Below are 18,273 nucleotides of genomic sequence, written 5' to 3'. Positions count from 1 at the left end.
AAGAAATTTCGGGTCGCTGACCAGCACAGACGCACGTTATGCAGACTCCGAGTCTGCGGACCCCTGGACATGCAGACTCGGAGTCTGCACAATCTAATTACCGCAAGCGGAAATGCAGGCGGAAACCCGAATCTGAGGAGCTGAACGTGACCTCGAAGAACCTCCCCGCCCCCGCAGCCGTCGGCCCCGTGCTCGCCTCCGTGAACTGCCCGATGGGCGTCGTCCGCGTCACCGTCGACCCGGCCGCCACCATCGCCCGCGCCGAGGTCCGCACCGACGACACCACCGGCCCCGCGGCTGACGCGGTCGCCAAGTCCCGGATCAGCCAGGACGGCAACCGGCTCACGATCGTCGTCCCCGAGGTCGAGGGCGCCGGCGGGGGCATCACCCAGATCATCACCGGCGGTGGCCGCACCCGCGTCACCCAGACCATCGGCACCGTGTACGGCTCGATGACCGGCGTGACGATCATCAACGGCCGTGTCGTCACCGGCGGTGGCAACGGGGTCGTGTCCAGCGGGATCGAGGTCCTGGTCACCCTGCCCGCCGGGTCCGGCGTCCAGATGAGTTCGACCAACGCCGACCTGGAGGTCACCGGCCTGCTCGCCGCGCTCGACCTGAACACCCGCAACGGCAGCCTGCGCGCCGGGGTCATCGGCCGGGTGAAGGTCCGAGGCCACAACGGCGACAGCGAGATCGACTCCGTCCAGGAGTGGGCCGACATCGAGACCCACAACGGCAACACCTACATCGGCAGCTATGGCGGTGGCGCGGCCCGGGTCATCACGCACAACGGCAACGTCGACCTGGCCGCCGCGCCCGCCGCGAGCGGCCAGATCGAGGCCCGCGCCCACAACGGCAGCATCCGCCTGCGCGGCGTCTCCCACCGCCCCGAGCTGAACGTCGTCACCCGGACCCACAACGGCCACGTCAGCAAGCACTGACGCTCTACCGCCAGCGAAACCGCCAGCAAATCCGCCAGCGAAATAGCAGACAGGAGACAACAGTGCCGAACGCTGTGAGCAGGTTCTTCATGGGCCTCATCGGCAAGACGTGGGCCCACGACTCCGCCGAGGGCGTCCGCGAGGCCATCGCGAAGAACTCCTTCGACACCCTCGAAGAGAAGGTCCGCACGCACACCCAGGGCGCGGCCCGTCTCACCGACTCGTTCGCCTTCCAGCCCGGCTTGGTCGACCTGCACGACGACCTGCACGACGCCTGGCACTACCTCGTCGCGATCCGGTCGAGGGCCCGCGAGATGGGATACGGCACGCTCGCCGAGCACCTGGACGCGGCCGCCGAGACGACCGCCGCCACCCTCGCGATCGTCGCCACGGCCGCCGAGGCCACGGTCCCCGGTCCCGAGGTCCCCGCCGCCAACCGGTAGACACGCCCCGGGGCGGCCGTCACCCGGCCAAGGATCACCGACCGCCCCGGGCCCCGTAATCCCGCTCCGAACGGCAGCGGGAGGGAGCCCCCATCGTCCCTCACCACACCCAAGGAGCACCGCTATGAGCCCCCGCCCCGACAAGGACACCCGCGACGCCGCTACGGACCGGGTCGCCGCCCTGAAGAAGACGCGGGACCAGGCGCACGAGGACGCCGAGAAGGCGAAGCTCGCCGCCGACGAGCAGATGTGGCAGAGCATCGCCGCCGAGCTGGACGCCGGAAATCTCCTCCAGGCCGACGTCTGCGAGGCCACCGGCTTCTCCCGGGACCACGTCCTGCGCCGCACGAAGAAGTACCGCACCAACCAGAACTGACCGACCGGCCCCCGGACTTCGGCCCGGGGGCCGGCCGCTCCCCCTCGATCCAGAAAGCCGAGGTCGCCACCATGAGCACCGAGAACGCAGCCAACAACCGTCAGCTCAGCGAGTCGGAGACCGAGGCCCGCGCCCGCCAGCTCATCGACGCGGTCGACGCGGCGTACAGCCGCCCTGCTATCCGGCCGGACATCGCCGAACTGCTGGCCCGACACAAGGAAGAGGCCGACCACTACCGCACTGCCCCGTACGTGCCGCAGCCCCAGTCTGAGGTGAAGCCTTCCGAGCCGATTCCCGGATGGGCCAAGGGAATTGCGCTTGCGGCCCCCACTGCGGGTGGGGGCGTCTGGCTGGCCATGGAAGGCGTCTCGGGCGTGATGAACGCCGTATCACCGGAAGCCGTGGCCGCCCTCGGCGTGGGTGGCCTCTTCATGTTCCTGGTGGCGCTGGCCGGACGGAAGAAGGGCCCGAAGAAGGTCGTCACCAACTACGACATGCGCGGGGCAACGATCAGCTCCCGGAAGTCATCTGGGATCACCTACAAGTCCAACAACTGATCGGAGAACGTGATGGCGAGCAAGAAGGCTCTGAATCCGCCGATCGGCCAGTGCAGGCAGTGCTGGCTTCATGCCTACGACAGCCGCGCGCAGCACAAGCACCTCAAGCCGCGCGAGGACTGCCCGGCGTGCGTGTCCCACATGGGCGGCAAGTGCCCGGACTCGATGATCGTGAAGGGCTGACCATGAAGCTGCCCTGGATGAGCCGCGCCGACCGGCGCCGCTGGAAGTCCGCGAAGACCGTGGCCGACCTCGGCGAGCTGATGGCCCTGTGGCTGGAGGGCGAGATCGACTCCCGCCCCGGCTACCAGCCGCGGTTCGGCCCCGACGAGGAGACCGAGCACCTCGTTCCCACCCTCGCCGCGCTGTGCCGGGCCGGGTACGTCACCACCCAGTCGCAGCCGGGATTCGCCGGAACCGGCGCGGACGGCCTGTGGTGGGAGCAGCGCGCCGCGGTCGAGCTGGTCGTCGTCGACGACGACCTCTTCCACCGCCTGGTCGACGCCGCCACCGCCGCCGGGATGTTCGTCCGCGTCCACGACTACAGCCGCGGCCGCCGCCCGGAGTACCCCGTCGCCGCCACCCTGCGCGACGGCGAGGTGGTCACCGCGTTCGGCGGCCGCATTGGGCGGGCGGACATGGCCATCCAGTGGCCCGGCCTCGACCGCCACCTCTACGACCAGGTCGCGCACGGCACGTACGTCTCGATCGTCGCGCCGGAGTACGGCACCGCCGGCGAACGGCTCTGGGTCGTCCTCGACTTCCTCACCGGCCTGCGCCGCGAGGACCCCGCCAACCCGTGGACCACCGTGATTGGAGAGCAGGGATGACCCGCAAGCACGCCATCGTCGACGCCGAACCGCACCTGATCGTCAGCCACGGCGCTGACTTCTTCGGCCAGGACCGCCACCCGCTCAAATCCCTGGCCTCCCTGGCGCCGTACGCCTCCAACGCCTTCTCCTGGAACGACCAGAAGGACGTGGCCCCGCTCGTCCAGGCGCTGGAGAACCCCACCCCGCGGACCATCCCGGCCGCCGAGGCCGCCGTGTTCGCCGAGCAGCTGCTCAAGGTCTCCCGCAGCCGCCACCTCAAGCCCGCGGTGGCCGGCCTCGCCCGCGCCCTGGCCGACGCCGCCGCCCGCGCCGCGGAAGCAGGCGAGCCCTGGGAGTGGTCCGGCGAGTCCTGAACGACCCGCACCCGGCCGACCAGCGCACCCGGCGACACCGCCCCCCGCTTTGGGTGGCACCCCAGAGCCCCGCCGAGCCGCAGCGCTCAGCGGGGCTCCGTCGTACGGCGAGGCGCGTGACGAGCGGAAGGAACGGCGGTCGCGCCCGGCACCGACCGGGAGGCCGTCCACGGCCGAGTGGGCGGTGACGGTGAACGCGCGACCGCCACAGACGGAAAGCCGGGACTGCCGGGCGCGACCGCGCCCGTCCGCTTTACCCCTCCCTCCCCGGAGGGCGCCGACGAAGCCCTTCGCACCGCTTCGCGAGGCGCGTAGTGAGGCGCGGATCACGCCGTGAGCGCACCGAACGGGCGGAAGACCCGAGCGGTTCGCGAGAAATTTTGAAGGCGTGACCAGCACAGACGCACGTTATGCAGACTCAGAGTCTGCGACCCCCTAGACATGCAGACTCGGAGTCTGCATCCTTGAATTACCGCAAGCGAAAAAGCAAGCGGAAACGACAGCCGGAACGCAGACAGGAGACCTTCACCTCATGAGCAACGCAGCCGCCGTGTTCGCCGCCGTGTTCATCGCGCTGTACGTCGCGCACTCCGTGGGAGACCACTGGGTCCAGACCTCCCACCAGGCCGCCCACAAGGGCGAGAACGACCGGAACCCGGGCCAGTCCAGCCGGACCGGCCGCCTGAGCTGCACGCTGCACGTTCTGGGCCTGACGGTGACGAAGGCCGTCGTCCTTATCCCGGTCGTCCTGGTCCTCGACCTTCCGGTCACCACCGGCGGCATCGTGGCTGGCCTCGGAATCGACGCGGCGAGCCACTGGTGGGCAGACCGGCGAAGCACCCTCGTCTGGCTCGCCAAGGTGACCGGCAAGACCGAGTTCCTGACGCTCGGGACGCCTGCCCACCCCGCGGCCCCGGCGACCGCCGACGGCGGGTACGCCCCGACCCTCGGCACGGGGGCGTACGCCCTCGACCAGTCGTTCCACCACCTCTTCCTCCTGATCGCGGCTCTCCTCATCGCGGCCGTCTGAGCAGCGCAGACGCGCGATAACCAGCTAGATAATCCGTCTCTCACCACGGAAGGACCCCAGTGACCAACCCGAAGATGAGCCTGGAGCAGGAGATCGCGGCGGCCGTCGCCATCTACCGCATCGGCCTGGAACGACTGGTCGACATCGCGACCCGCTCTGAGGAACTGGAACCGCACGTCGCCGTACTGCGGGCCCTGCGTGATCACCGCGACCGGGAGAACGGAGTCCTGGGAGCCGTCTCCGGGGCCATCGGCACCATCAGGATCTCCCTGGAGGAAGTCGACCACGAGGAGATCGACCACGTCCTGGAGCTGCTCGACACCGCCCAGGGGTACGCCGAGGACAGCGTCGGCGAGCGGATCGACCGCGTCGTGGAGATCCTCACCCCGGTCCTGACCTGCGAGGGGTGCAGCAAGTGCACGCCGGACGTGAAGGTCATGGACGACCCGTACACCTCGGCGATCGACCCGGAGCGTGAGGACCACCCGCAGATGACGCTGTGCCAGTCGTGCGCCACCGCTCGCTTCGAGGAGAGCTGACATGACCATCCGACTCGTCTCGTTCGGCTACGGCCACAAGGCCAAGGGCGTCCCGACCGCCGAGGTCACGTACGACGTCAGCGGTCGACGGTTCCGCAACCCCTTCCACGACCCGGCGCTCAAGCAGCTCACGGGCCTCGACCAGGCCGTGTACGACCACGTCCGGGAGACGCCCGGCATCGAGATCCTGGCGCAGAGCGCGGCCGCCGCCGCGATCGGGCTCGTCGACGAGACCGGCGGCGACGTCGTCCTCGCGTTCGGCTGCATCGGGGGCCGGCACCGCAGTGTCGGTTTGGCCCGACGGACTGCCGAGCTGCTCGAACTGTGCGGCCGCCAGGTCGAGATCGAGCACCGCGACGTCGACGAGCCGCTGTTGCCCGCAGGCGTCCACGCCCGGCAGTAGCAGCAAGCCGTCCCGGGGTGTCAGCCCCAGACGGAATGATGGCGGGGGTGGGGCCGCGCGATTCGGCCCCACCCCCGCACGACTCTACGGAGGACCCACCCACCGTGACAGCCAACCGGACCGTACTGATCCCCGATGAAGAGGACTTCCTGCACGTCCTTGTCAGCCTTGACGAGACGCTGATGCTCCCCTTGGTGGGCGCCGTCGACGACATGGACGCCGGGGTCGAGGACGCCTGGCAGCTCCCCGAGGACTTCAACGCCAAGGCGCCGAACGACGCCCTCGGACGCGTCTTCAGGGCCCTGCCCGCCCCGCTCCAGCGCCGGATCCACGGCGAGGACCACCCGGCGGAGGCCCGCGTTCTCTTGGCGGCCGACGGCGTGTACGAGCACATGCCGTTCTACCCGGTCGTCATTGAGGAACGCGACCTGGTGGTGCTGCGCGTCCTGCGCGACCGGCTCACCCGCGTCGTCAACCGCGAGGAGGACGGGCAAGACCTGCTCGACTTCCTGCACCAGGTCGCCGAGGACGCCGAGGAGCGTCCCGACCCGAAGAACCCCGCCAGCCGCCGGCGCCCGCGCGCCGAGGACCTCGTCGCAGACCTCGCGATGGTCGTCGGAGTCCTGGAGCTGGACACCGACGACACCCGCTTGCTCCGCAGCGAGATCGAGGCCAAGGGCCCCGGCGAGAAGGTCGTCCTCACCTTGCGGGGCGAGGCCGCGTACAAGAACGCCGCCACCACGTTCAACAAGCTGATCACAGGCGGCAACGCCATGAACGCCTACCTGTACTGAAAGGCCGAGATCACCATGGACGACCGGAACCGCCGGGCCGCCGCCGTTATCGCGGAGGCCCTGGACGACGGAGTCGACGTCGCCGAGTTCCTCGCGCACGCCCTGTGCACCGTCGCCGCCAAGGAGGGCGGCATCGAGGAGGTCCTGCGCAACCGCTCCGGGTCCTGGGAGGCCGGGCACATCCGAAACCTCATGGAGGGCACCGTGGGGCCGAACGGCGAAGAGCTGGACCGCTTCCGTACCGAAGGTCTGGCCACGAGTGACACGAATGAGGAGAACTGAGGATGCGGAAGCCGCCGTACCCGACTGTCGAAGAGGTCATGGACCTGCCGGAGGTGCAGGCCATGCCCCCGAACGAGCGGGAGCGTGCGGCCCGCATCGCACTCGCCGGGTGGCGCCGCAAGAAGATGCCGGACCGCCGTACCTGGACCATGTCCGACCCCGCCCCGAGCCGAGATGAATGGGTCCTCGGGGTGCTGGACGGTGACGGCGCACTGTGGCGTGCGAAGCCGGGCGTCGACGTCTGGACGCTGGAGGAATCCCCGGCCATGCCGGGCGCCGGCGCCACGTACACGTGGCCGGAGATGCTGGCCGAGTTCGGGCCCGTGACCGAGCCCCCGGCGGACTGGCGCCCGCAGAGGACAGAGGTCGTGGACGCCGTCCGTGGCGCGGTAGTCGAGATGGACGACCTGCTGTTCCACGAGCTGGGTGCGCACAGGCTCGGTGCCGACATCCCTGACGGCTGGACGACCGAGCACAGCTCGGACGCCGATCTGATCAGCAAGGCGGAGTTCTGGGCAGAGCGCCTGCGGAAGCGGGCCCAGCAGCTGGACGACGCGATCTCCCAGGCGACCCTGCTCCACAAGGACCCGGTACCGGAAGAGCAGGGCTGAGCATGGACGGCACGAACACCGAAATCGACGCCACGGCGATCGTCACCACGTACTTCGACGAGCAGCTCGCCAAGGCCCGCGCCGAGGCAGAGAAGGCCAACGCCAAGCTCGCGGAAGCGGAACAGGAGGCCGCCGCCTTCGCCGAGCGCCAGGAGCTGCCGCCGGCGGTCGGTGCGATGAAGCAGGGGTGGGAGGTGGCCTCCTGGGTCAGCGACCGCGCCACGCGCATCGCGAAGGACGCGATCGACGGCAAGGCCACCCGGGAGCAGTACGGCCAGGCCAAGGAAGAGCGCGCTGCCGTCTTCGCGTGGCTGGAGGCGAACGGGTACGAGGTACCCGCCCCCTTCAAGAGCTGACCGCACGCCGTCCGTAGGACACTCGAACAATCGACCCGAAGGAGAGCGCAGTGAGCGCCCAACCCGAACACCCGGCAGACAGCCGGGTCCACTCCATCCCGCACACGATCAACGCCATCGGTGACGCCCTCACCGGCGAGCAGCGGGCCCGCTTCTACGGCGAGGTCCTCGCCGCCGAGGAGGCCGACGTCCCCACCGTCATGCGCCGCTGGTGGTGCGCGGCCATGCTCCACAGCGCGCGAGGTGCCGAGACCAGCCGGGCCAACGCCGCCGCCGGCCGCAACCTGGTGTCGGTCGAGGACCTCCTGGAGCAAGTGGAAAGGCAGGCCGGATGACCGACCAGCCACGGCGCGGCTGGACCGTATGGACCGAGGAAATCCCGGCGAGCGTCATGCTCGATATGCCGCCGGATCTCTCCAAAAAGGTCCTCAACTTCCTGCTCGCCCTGGGAATTGAGGCCGGGGCCGCTGTCGACATCGACCGCGAGCCGCCCGGATATCCGATGGATGACCTCGGAGTTCGGTACTCCCTTGAGGTCGCGGGAGAACCCGTCATCATCGAATACACCGTCATCCGAGAAGAACGGCAGATCAGAATTCCGGTCCTGGTCTGGTTCCACTGATACGCACGCATAAAGAGACCCCCGGCAGGGTTAGTGCCGGGGGTCTCTCGCGTCTCAGGGTAGAGGCCAGCCGCCCCGCCCGCCGGACCGCAGGCAGCCCCGCCAGCGTTCACGCAAGCCGAAATGCTGGCAGGAACCCCGGCCGCGCGGACGGCACGTCAGCAGCGCGCTATCTGGCTAGATAAGCCGTCGTTCACGTCGGAGCCGTGCCCGCCCGGCGGACCGCGAACGGAAGTCGTTGCCCGCCTGACGGGAGCGGACCCGGTTCGAGAGACCCCGGAAGTCTGAACGTCTGTGGTCAGTGGCATGGTGCTGTACATCGTTGGTCTGTTGGTCCACCTGGTCGTCTGTGGGTTGTGTGGTGGCCCTGTTGCTCTCCTTCTGGTTCATGATCAAAAAGAGGAGGAGGACAAAGGGGGTTCCCCTCGCGGGGAACCCCGGCAGGCCGGGGAAAGGCACAAGCGCACAAGCGCGCGGGGCGCGCAGTACGGGGAGGAGCCGGCCGGTGGCCTGGGTCACGAAAATCACCGTCGACGAACAGGTCGAGTACCGGCTCAAGGAGCAGGCCGGATGCGCCGTGGTCGAGTCCGGCACGGAGAAGACCGTCGTCCTGGACGACAGCCGCGAGGACCAGGCCGTCGATTACCGGCTCAGCGCCGAGAGAGGGTCGGCCCTGATCTGGATGGGCAGCGGCCTGGAGGCCGTCGGCCTCGTCGAAGGCGCCGAACTGGACGACGAGGGCAAGGAAGCCGCCCGTCGCCTGATGAACGGATGCCACCCAGAGACGGGCGCCCGCCTCATCAAATCCCGCACGTCCGTCCGCGCCCACGGATTGGCTCAGCTCACCACCGCCCGGCTTGTCGAGGCCATCGAAAAGGCCGCCGAGGAAAAGGGAGTTGAACCGGCAGAACTGTTCAATGGAAAGCCCAAGCAAGAGCGGGTATTCGCGACGCAGCAGCGGAACGTGCGCCACTTCGGGGAAATGCACCGGATGCAGGTGACCACGCTTCACAAACTCGCGCGTGCCGCCGGTATTTCCCTGGACGACGTCTATGGCGAAACGGAACTCGCCATAGCTTGGGAGCACAAGGACCGCCGCGTCGACGACCGGGTCCGCGGCTGGGACATCGTCCTCGACCTCCCCAAGAGCGACAGCGTGGTCGAGGGCCTGATGGACCTGATGTCGGCGGAGGAACTTCGCCTCCTGGTCCACGAGGCCAAGCGCGACACCTTCCGGCAGCTGGAGCGGTGGGCCGGGTACGCGGTCGGCAGCGAGGACGGGGAGCCGGTCCGGCTCGCCACCGGCGGTCTGCTCGCCTGGAGTGTCGAGCACCAGAGCGCGCGCCCGGTCCGGGCCGGGGAGCCCGGCGACCCGCACTTTCATCTGCACACCACGATCGCCAACGTGGCGTTGTGCGAGGACGGCGAGTGGCGGTCGATCGCCAACAGCGGGCAGGACCTGCACCGTCACGCGTCGGCGGCCGACGCGTACTTCAAGGCCCGCGTCCGCGCGCTCACGTTCGAGCACTTCGGCATCCGGCGTGAGCGCAACGAGCGCACCGGCGCGTGGGAGGTCGTCGGCATCCCCGAGCAGGTGCGGGACCACTTCTCGCGCCGGGCCGCGCTCGTCGACGAGAAGGCCGGCGCCGACGCCAGCCGCCAGGAGAAGCAGGCCGTCAGCTTCGCGACCAAGCGCGACAAGGTCGACGTCGACGCGACCACGATGCGCGGGAGCTGGAGGGAGCGCGCCGAGCAGGTCGTCGACGACGTCGACGCGATGATTGCGGCCGCGGCCCCGGGACCGCCCGGCCCGGACGGAGGTGACGGTGTCGACGGCCCCGGAAGCGGCCCGCGCATCCCGCCGCCGTCGGACATCGCCGCGGTGGTCTTCGACCCCGAGACCGGGCTGACCGCGAACGAGAAGACCTTCACCCGGGCGCAGGCCCTGGCCGCCGTCGCCAACTCCCTCGAGTACGGCATCGACAACGACCCGGACCGCCTGGAGCAGCTCGTCGACGAGGTCCTCGCCATCGAGGGCTACGCGGTGCGGGTGCCCACCGTCGGCTCCACCGTCATGTCGTCGATCGGCCGGTACACCACGCAGGACGTGCTGGACTGCGAGGCCGCCGTACGCCAGCACGCGCTCGACCGGTACGACGACGGCTCGGTGCGGCTCGACCCCGACCACACGGCCCGCGCCATCGGCGTCTTCGAGGTCGCCGCCGGATACGAGGTGTCCGACGAGCAGCGCGAGGCCGTCACCCGGATCCTCACCGCCGGGCACGGGATCGAGGCCATCGTCGGCGGGGCCGGCGCGGGCAAGTCCACGTTGATGGACGCGGCCCGGATCGCGTGGGACGCCACCGGCACCACGTACGCGGGCGCCACGCTCACGGCGGTCGCCGCGAAGAACCTCAACGACGCGTCCGGCATCCCCTCCCGCACGGTCGCGGCCTGGCTGGGGGAGATCCGGGACGGGCGCGGACTGCGGGGCGTCGACGTCCTGGTCATCGACGAGGCGACCATGGTCGACGACCGGTCCGCAGCCGCGCTGATGGCGGAGGCCGCGCGCACCGGCACGAAGGTGGTGGCGATCGGCGACCACCTCCAGCTCCAGGCGGTGGGCGTGGGCGGCTGGTTCCGCGAGGTCCACCGGATCGTCCACGGGCTGACGCTGACGGAGAACCGGCGCCAGGAGGACGCCGCCGAACGGCAGGCGCTGGAGGTCTGGCGCACCGGTGACCACCGGCTCGCGCTGGAGCTGCTCGCCGCCGGCGGACGCGTCCACTCTGCCGAGACCGCCGACGAGGCCCGCTCCCAGATCCTGACCACCTGGGATGAGCTGCGCGGCTCGCGGTGGCCCGACACGTACGACCTCATCCAGCACCTGGTGGTGCTCGCCGCGCGCAACAGCGACGTCGACGCCCTCAACCTGGGTGCTCAGCAGATGAGGCGCGCGGTAGGTGAACTCGGAGACGAGCACACCTACGCCAGGCCCGGCGGCGACTCGATCACCCTCGCCGTGGGCGACGCGGTCCGCATCCGCATCAACGACTACCGATCCCGCCGGGGCGAGGGCCCGGACATGCTCAACGGGTACCGGGCCGTCGTCACCGCGATCGACGACCAACACCGGGTCGAGGTCACCTGGAGGGTCCGGGACCGCCGCGAAGAGGACGGCTACCGGTACGAGTCGGGATGGATGACGTCCGATCAGATCGCGAAGGGCTCACTGTCGCTCGGGTACGCCATGACGGTCGCCGCGAGTCAGGGCCTGACCTGCAACACGTCGCTGATGTACGGCCACGGCGCGAACGCCTTCGCCACGTACCCGGGCATCACCCGGGCCCGGCGGGAGAACCACATCTGGCTTCCCCTGGACGTGATCGAGAGCGAGGAGACGCAGGCCCGGCTCGGGTCCGCCCGCAGCGAGCGGGAGCGGCTGGAGCGGGCGATCGACGCCTTCGCCCGGTATCTGGGTCAGTCCCGGCCCGACTCGATGGTCTCCGACCTGCTCACCGAACCGCCGGCGCCCGCCCCGCTGCCGCTGCAACGCGACCGCGAGGCCGAAGAGGCCCGTGTCGAGACGGAGCGACGGCGCCAGCGCACCCGCGACGACCGTCCCGCCGACGTCGACGTGCCCGCCGCCGAGGTCGTCCAGCACGACCAGGCGCAGGACGAGGCCCGGCGCCCGGAGCAGCCGCGGCTGAGTGACGAGCAGCTCGCCAAGCTCCAGCTGCTCAAGGAGGAACGGGCCGTCCCCTCCTGGACGTCCCGCCCGTTCGGCGACGTCACCGACCGGGAGTTGAACCGGCTGATCGGGCGCAACGAGAAGTACGCCGAGGACTGCGACACCGAGGCCCGGCAGGAGGAATTCGCCGCCAAGACCATCGAGGAGCGCCTGGAGCGGGAGAAGGCCAGCGGGCAGACGCGCGGCCAGGCGTACACCGCCGGGGCCCTCCAGCTCCTGGACCAGGCGGAGGAACTCCTCACCACCGTGCACCGCGAACTCGACATCGCCGCCGAGCAGAAGCGGATCGCCGATGAACGCTCCAACTGGCTCGCCGAGCTGAGCAAGTCGGACGACAAGAGCCGCCTGGCCCTGCGCCTCGCACAGACCTCCCGCAAGGAACAGCGCCAGCTCAAGGAGCAGTTCACCGGCGAGCGGGCCGCCGCCTGGCAAGAGGAGAGCCGCGCCGAGAGCGCCGCCCGCGACACGATGCGCGAGGCATGGGACACCATCGGCCAGAGCGACTACGCCAGCGCGCTCGGAGCGAACAAGCCCGTCCCCGCCGACGTCGCCACGGTCGCCGAACGGTTCACCGAGATGCGCGACCTCGCCGCACGGCTGGGCCACAACCGGGACGTCCGCGATCAGCAGTTGATCGGCCGGGCGACGGGAAGGGCAGCCACCCAAAGGCGGGAGGCGGAGTCGGCCCGCTCCACCGTTGCCGCCGCACGGTCCGAGAAGCAGCTGCGCGCCGACGTCGCCACGAAGTTCCCCCGGCTGCACGACATGGAGAGCGCGGGCCGGGCCTCATTGCAGCAGCAGCGGGAAGCCCGGGAAGCCCAGCGTGCCGAGATCCGAGCCCGGAACGAGGCGTCCTCGACCTACTCGCCGCCGTCTCAGGGACGGTCGAGCGGACGGAAGATGTAGCCGGCCGACGAGGTCGCGCCTCTGGTCGCACCTCTGGTCGTGTCTCTGCTCGCGTCTCTGAGCGCGCCTCTGGTCGCGGCTCTGGTCGCACGGGAGCCGTGCCCGGCGAGGCCCTGCGCGGGTCGCTGACCAGGCAGACAAGGGGGTCAGCGACGAGCTCCAGGAGCGACGACTACTTCCCTGGGGAGCCTTCTGCAGGCGTCGGCCCCCTGAAGTCGGAGCGCTCGAACCGCTGTACGCCCCCGGGAGCCGCTGTACGGCGCTCTCCAGGCCCCTCGCGCCCCGATACGCCGGTGAGGACGTCCACGGCCGCCCTGCGGCCGCTGTAGGCCGTCCGGGGTATGTCGACGGGCGGATACAGCCGGACAGCCGGGGCAGTGCCCGTGTCGACGGCCGTATCCGCCCGGAGAACGGCGCTGAGAGAAGTCGATCAGCGCCCTCCAGCCGGATTCGCGGCCGCGCGGCCAGACGCGGCCCGAACTCCTTCGGCTGGAGTCCGTCCAGCGTCGCCGCCGACGTCGACCGGTCGCCAGAGGGATCGTCGTACGAACCGGCCCGCTCCCGTCCGGCGGGAGGGAATCTCGGCTGGAGCCCACCGGGCGGGCGCCGGTGGGCACTGGGGGCCTTCGCCAGCCCCCAGACCCCCGCTCCGGTCGGCATCCCCCGGCGCGGACCCGTATCGCCGTGGCGCGGCCCGGCACGCGCCGGGGGACACCGCCCCTTGGTCACCCTGGGGCCCCGAGCGTCACCCGTAGGCAGCAATTCGCTTCTGACCTGGGGTGTTACATCTATACCTATGGATGTGTACGCTTCGGATCATGAGCACCCCTTACAAGCGTGAGCGACTCCGGCTGATCATCGTCAAGCGGGTCTCCACCGCCGGACAGGCCATCGACGGCTACGGCCTCCCGGCTCAAGAGACCGACTGCCGACGCTGGAACGCCTCTCCCGCCGGCGGGCACCGCATCGTGCACGTCGTGACCGACGGCGACGAGAAGGCCGGGCAGACCGGGAAGTCGACGATCGACGAGCGCGACGGGCTCATGGAGGCCATGCAGTGGATCGCCGACGGCCGCGCCGACGGCATCCTCGCCCCGAACCTCGACCGGCTCGCCCGTGAGCTGACCGTCCAGGAGGCGGTCCTCGCGTACGTCTGGGCTCTCGGGGGACGGGCGTTCACCGCCGACCACGGCGAGCACCTGGAGGACGACGAGGACGACCCGATGCGCACGGCCATGCGGCAGATGCGCGGCGTCTTCCACCAGCTCGACCGCGGCCTCATCCGCAAGCGGCTGCGCGGCGGCCGCGCCACCAAAGGCGCACAGGGCGGATACGCGTACGGCGCCCCGCCGTTCGGCAAGCAGGCCGTGGACAACGAGCTGGTCGACCTCCCCGAGGAGAAGGACATCGAGGACCTGATCCTCAAGTGGCACGACGAGGAAGGACTCGGACCCCGCCCGATCTGCCGACGCCTCAACGACGCCGAGGTCCCGTCGAAGCGCGGCGGGAAGTGGCACCCGACCACCGTCGCCCGCATCCTCGACCCCGCCGCACGGGAAGCGAACCGGCAACGCTCCGAACGCGACCGCGCCCGGAAGAAGGAAGCGATCCGCCGCACCCGGGCCTCGAAGATCCTCGACGGGATCCGGTAACGCCTCGACCCAAGCCGACAGAGCCCCGGGGCATCACGCTCCGGGGCTCCGTCGTGCTCAGAGACCATCTCTGAACCGCACTCTTGCTGCCCCGAGCCAACTGGGGAGGATGGGCGCATGACCTTCGAGTGGCAGACCCCGCCGTGGCAGCGCCATGTCGACTGCACGTACATGGTGGTGACGCTCACGGACGCGGGCGACCAGATCGGCATGGCCGCGTCGGCTGTGCGGGGAGACGACGCGACGGAGGCCCTGGCCGACCTGCTCATGGGGCCCGGCAGCGCCGCCAGCACCGCGGCCGTGCTTCAGCCCGACCTCATAGGCGTCGTGGTCCGTGAAGGCGTCGATGAGCTGTGGCTCACGCGCCCGCCCATTCAAGTGGACGCCAAAGACACCGTCGGGGTGTGGGATGTCACCGTGGACGCACCGCCGAACGAGGAGCTGACCTGGTTCTCCCCTACCGACACACGGCGTCTTCTCGCTCAACTCCAGGACAGGTACGGGGCCACGTAGTCGGCACGGGTTCAGAGGCGGTTTCTCAGGCAAGCCACCCAAAGCGGGGGCGGCCAGGGGCTGGTGGCGCCGGTCGCCCGAGTGCCGCTCCGTACGGGTACGCGCGCGTGGACCTGCGCAAGTTGCGCAACAACCCGGCGAAGTGTCCGAGTTGATCCAGGTTCTCGCGCGCCCGTGCGTAGGCCGGTCCCAAAAGTCCCAAAACCTGGCCCCTTCGCGTACGCGCGCGTTGAGCGGTCCAGAAAGTCCAGAAACCTCGTCGTCCAGGCCCGACCCCCTGCCGCGCGGGCCTACTCGGGAGCCGAGAGGACCGGTTCCTCGGTAGTCCGGCGGCCGCCCGTACGGGCCCATGTCGTGCCGCTGGTCCGCTCGTTGGCGCGGGACCGCAGGGCGGTTGCGCCGTCGCCGGGCGCGGCTCGGATCATGAGGGGTATGACGATCACTGCCACGGAGGCCGCGGCCCGGCTCCAGTCGTTGCTGGAGGACCTGGAGAGCGGGTCTTGGGTGCCGACCCGGCTGGAGCAGAGGTGCGCGGAGGTCATCCTCGACGCCCCGCCGCGCACCCCGCCGGTCGAGGCGGTGGTGGAGGGGATGCGGGCGGCCGGCCCCGGCATCGCTCCACCGGGTGAGGCGAACCCGTACGCCACCGCGCTCGTGCAGGCGGCGACGCTGCTGCGCACCAACGGCTTCCCGACATCGCCCGATGGTCAGCAGCTCCTGGGGGACCTGCGGGCGCTGCTGCTCGCGGTCACCGGGCGGATGCCGCTCCCGCCGCCGTGGGCGAGCCGGAGCCGCTGACCGGCGCCGCGGCGAGGCCCGTCCAGCCGGGACCGAGACCGATGCGACGACGGGAGCGCCGCGGTTGGGTGGTCTCCCCGGCCGGGGCCGCGCCGGGTTCCGGCCCGTCGTTGAGCAGGGCGAGCACCTCGGCAGTGGCGGCCGGCACCCTGGCGAGGATGCGCGCGGCGTCGGGGTGCACCGTGGCGAGCGCGGCCGCGAGCGTGTCGATCGCCTCGGCGACGTCGTCGGCCGCGGCCGCGCTCCAGGGGTCCGGCTGGCCTACCGCGTCCGCGAGGTTGCACGCGGCCTCTGCCGCCTCGTCGGCGAGCTGCTCGACGCCGGGCGCCGCCGGGGAGGTCAGTCTCATGTCCCGTCCAACGAGGACGTCGTCCTCCTGGTGGTGCCCGGCGAGCGGGCGACGGTAGGCGGGCCGGGAGGTCATGGTGCGCAGCATGACGTACGAGCCGCACCCCGACCGCATCCCGCCGGCCTCACCGGAGCCGGAGCCGCCGACCGCGGCCGCCGCCTTCGCCGCCCTCGTCGACGAGTGGGTGCAGTGGGCAGAGCAGTACGGCGCCCGCCTGGAGGAATCGGGAGCCTGAGCATGCGAAAGCGCCAGCGTTCCGGCTTGCGGAAACACTGGCGCTTCAGCAGGCGTCAGGCAGCTACCCGAGCTGTCCGTCGGCGGTCCCAGCTGAGATCCGGCTCGCCGTGCCCGTCGGTCGTCCAGGCCGCGCTCTCCCAGACCGGTTCGGTGCCGTCGGCGATGCGGTGCAGGACAGCGGCCATCGAGCGGCCGTCGGCGGCGACATCCAAGGAGCGGCTCCAGGGCACCGCGCCGTCACGGGGGACGCTCGGGATCGTCTCGCCCGGGTAGCCCGTCCAGCCGAACCAGCCCGACCAGATCGACGCGACGCTCGGGTTCTCCTTCAGGTGGTGCGCCGTCGCCCACGGGTGCTGCGGGTCGGGGCCGGGCTGTACCACCGAGCCGGGCAGGCGCAGCAACGCGCCCGGGTACCGGCTGTAGGGGCCCATGTGGTCGGGCTCGCGGACCACCCGCCGGTCGGCGAGGAGCACATCGAGCCGGTCGAGGACCTCGCCTCGCTCCGGGGTGCCGTACTGCCCGGCCAGAGCAGTGAACAGGACCTCACCGTCGCGGACGTCGACGACGGCGACGGCCTGCGCGGTGGGCAGCGAGTCGGGTTCGACGTCGACGACCAGGAGCACGGCGGACTCGTCGGCGACGAGCTGCCGGGCGTGCTGCTGCGCCTGGTCGTGGACCTCGAACAGCGCGGCCGGGATGGAGCAGGAGTCACACCAGCGGCCCCGTCCGAGCGGTTCGTCGTCATGGTGCCCGCAGCGGCGGCACACGTACTGGAGATCACGGGCCCGGTCGAGGGCTGCCTTCTGCGCCGGCGAACACGGACGCTTCGCCACCGCGGCGGTCACCTCGTACAGCGGGGCGTAGCAGTTGCCGTGATACAGCACCTGGCCCAGCGGTTCGCCGCCGGGCTTGAGGCCCTGCCGGTCGAGCTGGGTCTTGGTGAGAAGGCCCTCGGGCACGGCACCCCACCAGGTGTACCGCGTGAGACCGGGGAGCGCGGGAACGTACGACGGCACTTCGAACCTCCTTGGGCCGGATTCTGACCCGACCATAGAGAGCTGAAACGCCCCGCGCAACAACCCTCAAACACGGGTTGACCTGCGCGTTTAGGGGCGGGATATCTAGCTTGATTGAGCATGTTTCCGCTTGCGGAAATGCTAGCGACTTCGCAAGCCCCGTGGAACCCGTGAGACCGTCCATCGCACGCGCGCGTGGAGTCTCACGAGAAGCGATCGGCGCGGCGGGATATCTAGCTAGACTCCCCGCCATGTCGCTGCTGCCCTTCGTGATCGCGCTGGAGACCGATGACCGCAAGGCCCTCGCCGAGGTGGTCAAGCAGGGCCGGAAGGCTGAGCGCGAGTGGCTCACCGAGGCCCGGAAGCGCGAGGGCATCCGCTACCTCCGGGGCGAGGCCGCCCGGGAGGCCCGCGGCCGCGTCCGTACCGAGTTCGCCCGGCTCCGGAAGACCGGCAAGCTGGCCGGCACCCTCGACCTGGTCGTCGCGCGCGAGGTCCGCGCCGAGCTGAAGCGCCGGAAGATGCACGGCGAGTACAAGCCCGTCCCGGCCGCCGACGCCGGGGCGCCCGGCCGCCCCCTCGGCAGCAGCCCCCGCAAGCAAGGCCGGTCGGCCGACGAACCCACCAAGCTCAATGCCCGCCTCGCCGTACGTCTCCCCGCCGATCTCGGCGAGCAGCTCGTACGCGCCTGCTACTGGGAAAGCGAACCCGCAGTGAAGGCGTTGCGCGAGTGGCAGGACCTGTGGGGCGACGGACCGGAGGTGATCCTGCGGGACGCCGCACGCAACGGGGCTCCTGGGATGCTCGCCCTGTTCGCCGCCGCCCTCGCCCCGCGCCCCGACTCCGACACCATCCTGGAGAAGGTCAAGCTCCAGGACCTGATCGTCACCACTGGCGACGTCATCCGC

The 18,273-nt window shown here is 70.6% G+C and carries 24 protein-coding genes; 22 read left to right on the top strand and 2 right to left on the bottom strand.

Annotated elements, in window-relative coordinates; genetic code table 11:
• Nucleotides 1–146 precede the first annotated feature (146 nt).
• The 20 genes from AB0D34_RS45325 (at nucleotide 147) to AB0D34_RS45230 (ending at nucleotide 15,763) form a co-directional block, all read left to right on the top strand.
• Complete coding sequence (locus AB0D34_RS45325; protein WP_362673625.1) at nucleotides 147–944, top strand: DUF4097 family beta strand repeat-containing protein; 798 nt, start codon at nucleotides 147–149, stop codon at nucleotides 942–944.
• Between the two features lie 62 nt (nucleotides 945–1,006).
• Nucleotides 1,007–1,387: a hypothetical protein gene (locus AB0D34_RS45320; RefSeq protein WP_306956297.1), complete on the top strand. Its 381-nt coding sequence runs from the start codon at nucleotides 1,007–1,009 to the stop codon at nucleotides 1,385–1,387.
• Between the two features lie 124 nt (nucleotides 1,388–1,511).
• Nucleotides 1,512–1,763 carry a hypothetical protein gene (locus AB0D34_RS45315; RefSeq protein WP_306956296.1) on the top strand — a complete coding sequence of 84 codons (252 nt, stop codon included), beginning with the start codon at nucleotides 1,512–1,514 and terminating at the stop codon, nucleotides 1,761–1,763.
• 71 nt (nucleotides 1,764–1,834) lie between these two features.
• Complete coding sequence (locus tag AB0D34_RS45310; protein WP_362673622.1) at nucleotides 1,835–2,320, top strand: hypothetical protein; 486 nt, start codon at nucleotides 1,835–1,837, stop codon at nucleotides 2,318–2,320.
• A gap of 12 nt (nucleotides 2,321–2,332) precedes the next feature.
• Entirely contained in the window at nucleotides 2,333–2,503 is a 171-nt protein-coding gene (locus AB0D34_RS45305) for a pRL2-8 (RefSeq protein ID WP_362673620.1), read from the top strand.
• Nucleotides 2,504–2,505: 2 nt separating this feature from the next.
• Nucleotides 2,506–3,150, top strand: a complete 645-nt coding sequence (locus tag AB0D34_RS45300; RefSeq protein WP_362673618.1) for a hypothetical protein — start codon at nucleotides 2,506–2,508, stop codon at nucleotides 3,148–3,150.
• Complete coding sequence (locus AB0D34_RS45295) at nucleotides 3,147–3,506, top strand: hypothetical protein (RefSeq protein WP_362673615.1); 360 nt, start codon at nucleotides 3,147–3,149, stop codon at nucleotides 3,504–3,506. The genes AB0D34_RS45300 and AB0D34_RS45295 overlap by 4 nt, the downstream gene beginning before the upstream one ends.
• A 532-nt stretch (nucleotides 3,507–4,038) precedes the next feature.
• Nucleotides 4,039–4,536 (top strand): transcriptional regulator, encoded by a 498-nt coding sequence (locus AB0D34_RS45290; RefSeq protein WP_362673613.1) that lies wholly within the window; start codon nucleotides 4,039–4,041, stop codon nucleotides 4,534–4,536.
• A 59-nt stretch (nucleotides 4,537–4,595) separates the two neighbouring features.
• Nucleotides 4,596–5,075 carry a hypothetical protein gene (locus tag AB0D34_RS45285; RefSeq protein WP_362673611.1) on the top strand — a complete coding sequence of 160 codons (480 nt, stop codon included), beginning with the start codon at nucleotides 4,596–4,598 and terminating at the stop codon, nucleotides 5,073–5,075.
• 1 nt (nucleotide 5,076) lies between these two features.
• The gene (locus tag AB0D34_RS45280; protein WP_362673610.1) at nucleotides 5,077–5,478 is read left to right on the top strand and encodes an RNase adapter RapZ; all 402 of its coding nucleotides are present in this window, start codon (nucleotides 5,077–5,079) and stop codon (nucleotides 5,476–5,478) included.
• A 104-nt stretch (nucleotides 5,479–5,582) separates the two neighbouring features.
• Complete coding sequence (locus tag AB0D34_RS45275; RefSeq protein ID WP_362673607.1) at nucleotides 5,583–6,272, top strand: hypothetical protein; 690 nt, start codon at nucleotides 5,583–5,585, stop codon at nucleotides 6,270–6,272.
• A 15-nt stretch (nucleotides 6,273–6,287) separates the two neighbouring features.
• The gene (locus AB0D34_RS45270; protein WP_362673604.1) at nucleotides 6,288–6,554 is read left to right on the top strand and encodes a hypothetical protein; all 267 of its coding nucleotides are present in this window, start codon (nucleotides 6,288–6,290) and stop codon (nucleotides 6,552–6,554) included.
• A 2-nt stretch (nucleotides 6,555–6,556) separates the two neighbouring features.
• Complete coding sequence (locus tag AB0D34_RS45265; RefSeq protein ID WP_362673602.1) at nucleotides 6,557–7,165, top strand: hypothetical protein; 609 nt, start codon at nucleotides 6,557–6,559, stop codon at nucleotides 7,163–7,165.
• A gap of 2 nt (nucleotides 7,166–7,167) precedes the next feature.
• The gene (locus AB0D34_RS45260; protein ID WP_362673600.1) at nucleotides 7,168–7,521 is read left to right on the top strand and encodes a hypothetical protein; all 354 of its coding nucleotides are present in this window, start codon (nucleotides 7,168–7,170) and stop codon (nucleotides 7,519–7,521) included.
• 50 nt (nucleotides 7,522–7,571) lie between these two features.
• Nucleotides 7,572–7,856 (top strand): hypothetical protein, encoded by a 285-nt coding sequence (locus AB0D34_RS45255; protein WP_362673598.1) that lies wholly within the window; start codon nucleotides 7,572–7,574, stop codon nucleotides 7,854–7,856.
• Entirely contained in the window at nucleotides 7,853–8,143 is a 291-nt protein-coding gene (locus AB0D34_RS45250) for a hypothetical protein (protein WP_362673596.1), read from the top strand. The genes AB0D34_RS45255 and AB0D34_RS45250 overlap by 4 nt, the downstream gene beginning before the upstream one ends.
• A 505-nt stretch (nucleotides 8,144–8,648) precedes the next feature.
• Nucleotides 8,649–12,800: a MobF family relaxase gene (gene mobF / locus AB0D34_RS45245; protein WP_362673594.1), complete on the top strand. Its 4,152-nt coding sequence runs from the start codon at nucleotides 8,649–8,651 to the stop codon at nucleotides 12,798–12,800.
• An 818-nt stretch (nucleotides 12,801–13,618) separates the two neighbouring features.
• On the top strand, nucleotides 13,619–14,452 hold the full coding sequence (locus AB0D34_RS45240) for a recombinase family protein (RefSeq protein WP_362673592.1): 834 nt from the start codon (nucleotides 13,619–13,621) through the stop codon (nucleotides 14,450–14,452).
• A 117-nt stretch (nucleotides 14,453–14,569) separates the two neighbouring features.
• The gene (locus AB0D34_RS45235) at nucleotides 14,570–14,965 is read left to right on the top strand and encodes a hypothetical protein (protein ID WP_362673590.1); all 396 of its coding nucleotides are present in this window, start codon (nucleotides 14,570–14,572) and stop codon (nucleotides 14,963–14,965) included.
• Nucleotides 14,966–15,397: 432 nt separating this feature from the next.
• Nucleotides 15,398–15,763: a hypothetical protein gene (locus AB0D34_RS45230; protein ID WP_362673588.1), complete on the top strand. Its 366-nt coding sequence runs from the start codon at nucleotides 15,398–15,400 to the stop codon at nucleotides 15,761–15,763.
• On the opposite strand, the gene AB0D34_RS45225 is transcribed toward AB0D34_RS45230, so the two are convergent.
• Nucleotides 15,714–16,187, bottom strand: a complete 474-nt coding sequence (locus AB0D34_RS45225; protein WP_362673587.1) for a hypothetical protein — start codon at nucleotides 16,185–16,187, stop codon at nucleotides 15,714–15,716. The two genes, AB0D34_RS45230 and AB0D34_RS45225, sit on opposite strands and share 50 nt — an antisense overlap.
• A gap of 10 nt (nucleotides 16,188–16,197) precedes the next feature.
• Here AB0D34_RS45225 and AB0D34_RS45220 point away from each other — a divergent pair, with 10 nt between their 5' ends.
• Nucleotides 16,198–16,347 carry a hypothetical protein gene (locus AB0D34_RS45220; RefSeq protein WP_362673585.1) on the top strand — a complete coding sequence of 50 codons (150 nt, stop codon included), beginning with the start codon at nucleotides 16,198–16,200 and terminating at the stop codon, nucleotides 16,345–16,347.
• Nucleotides 16,348–16,402: 55 nt separating this feature from the next.
• On the opposite strand, the gene AB0D34_RS45215 is transcribed toward AB0D34_RS45220, so the two are convergent.
• A complete protein-coding gene (locus tag AB0D34_RS45215) occupies nucleotides 16,403–17,365 on the bottom strand; it encodes a hypothetical protein (RefSeq protein WP_362673582.1) in 963 nt (320 codons plus the stop codon).
• A 251-nt stretch (nucleotides 17,366–17,616) separates the two neighbouring features.
• Between AB0D34_RS45215 and AB0D34_RS45210 the strand changes: the two genes are divergently transcribed.
• A partial coding sequence (locus AB0D34_RS45210; protein WP_362673580.1) for a hypothetical protein occupies nucleotides 17,617–18,273 on the top strand: 657 nt, incomplete at its 3' end.

Origin of the sequence: Streptomyces sp. NPDC048420, assembly GCF_040651535.1 — a bacterium.
Taxonomy (GTDB): domain Bacteria; phylum Actinomycetota; class Actinomycetes; order Streptomycetales; family Streptomycetaceae; genus Streptomyces.
The sequence above is the reverse complement of the archived record's forward strand: the minus strand, read 5'-3'. Positions and strand labels throughout refer to the sequence as shown.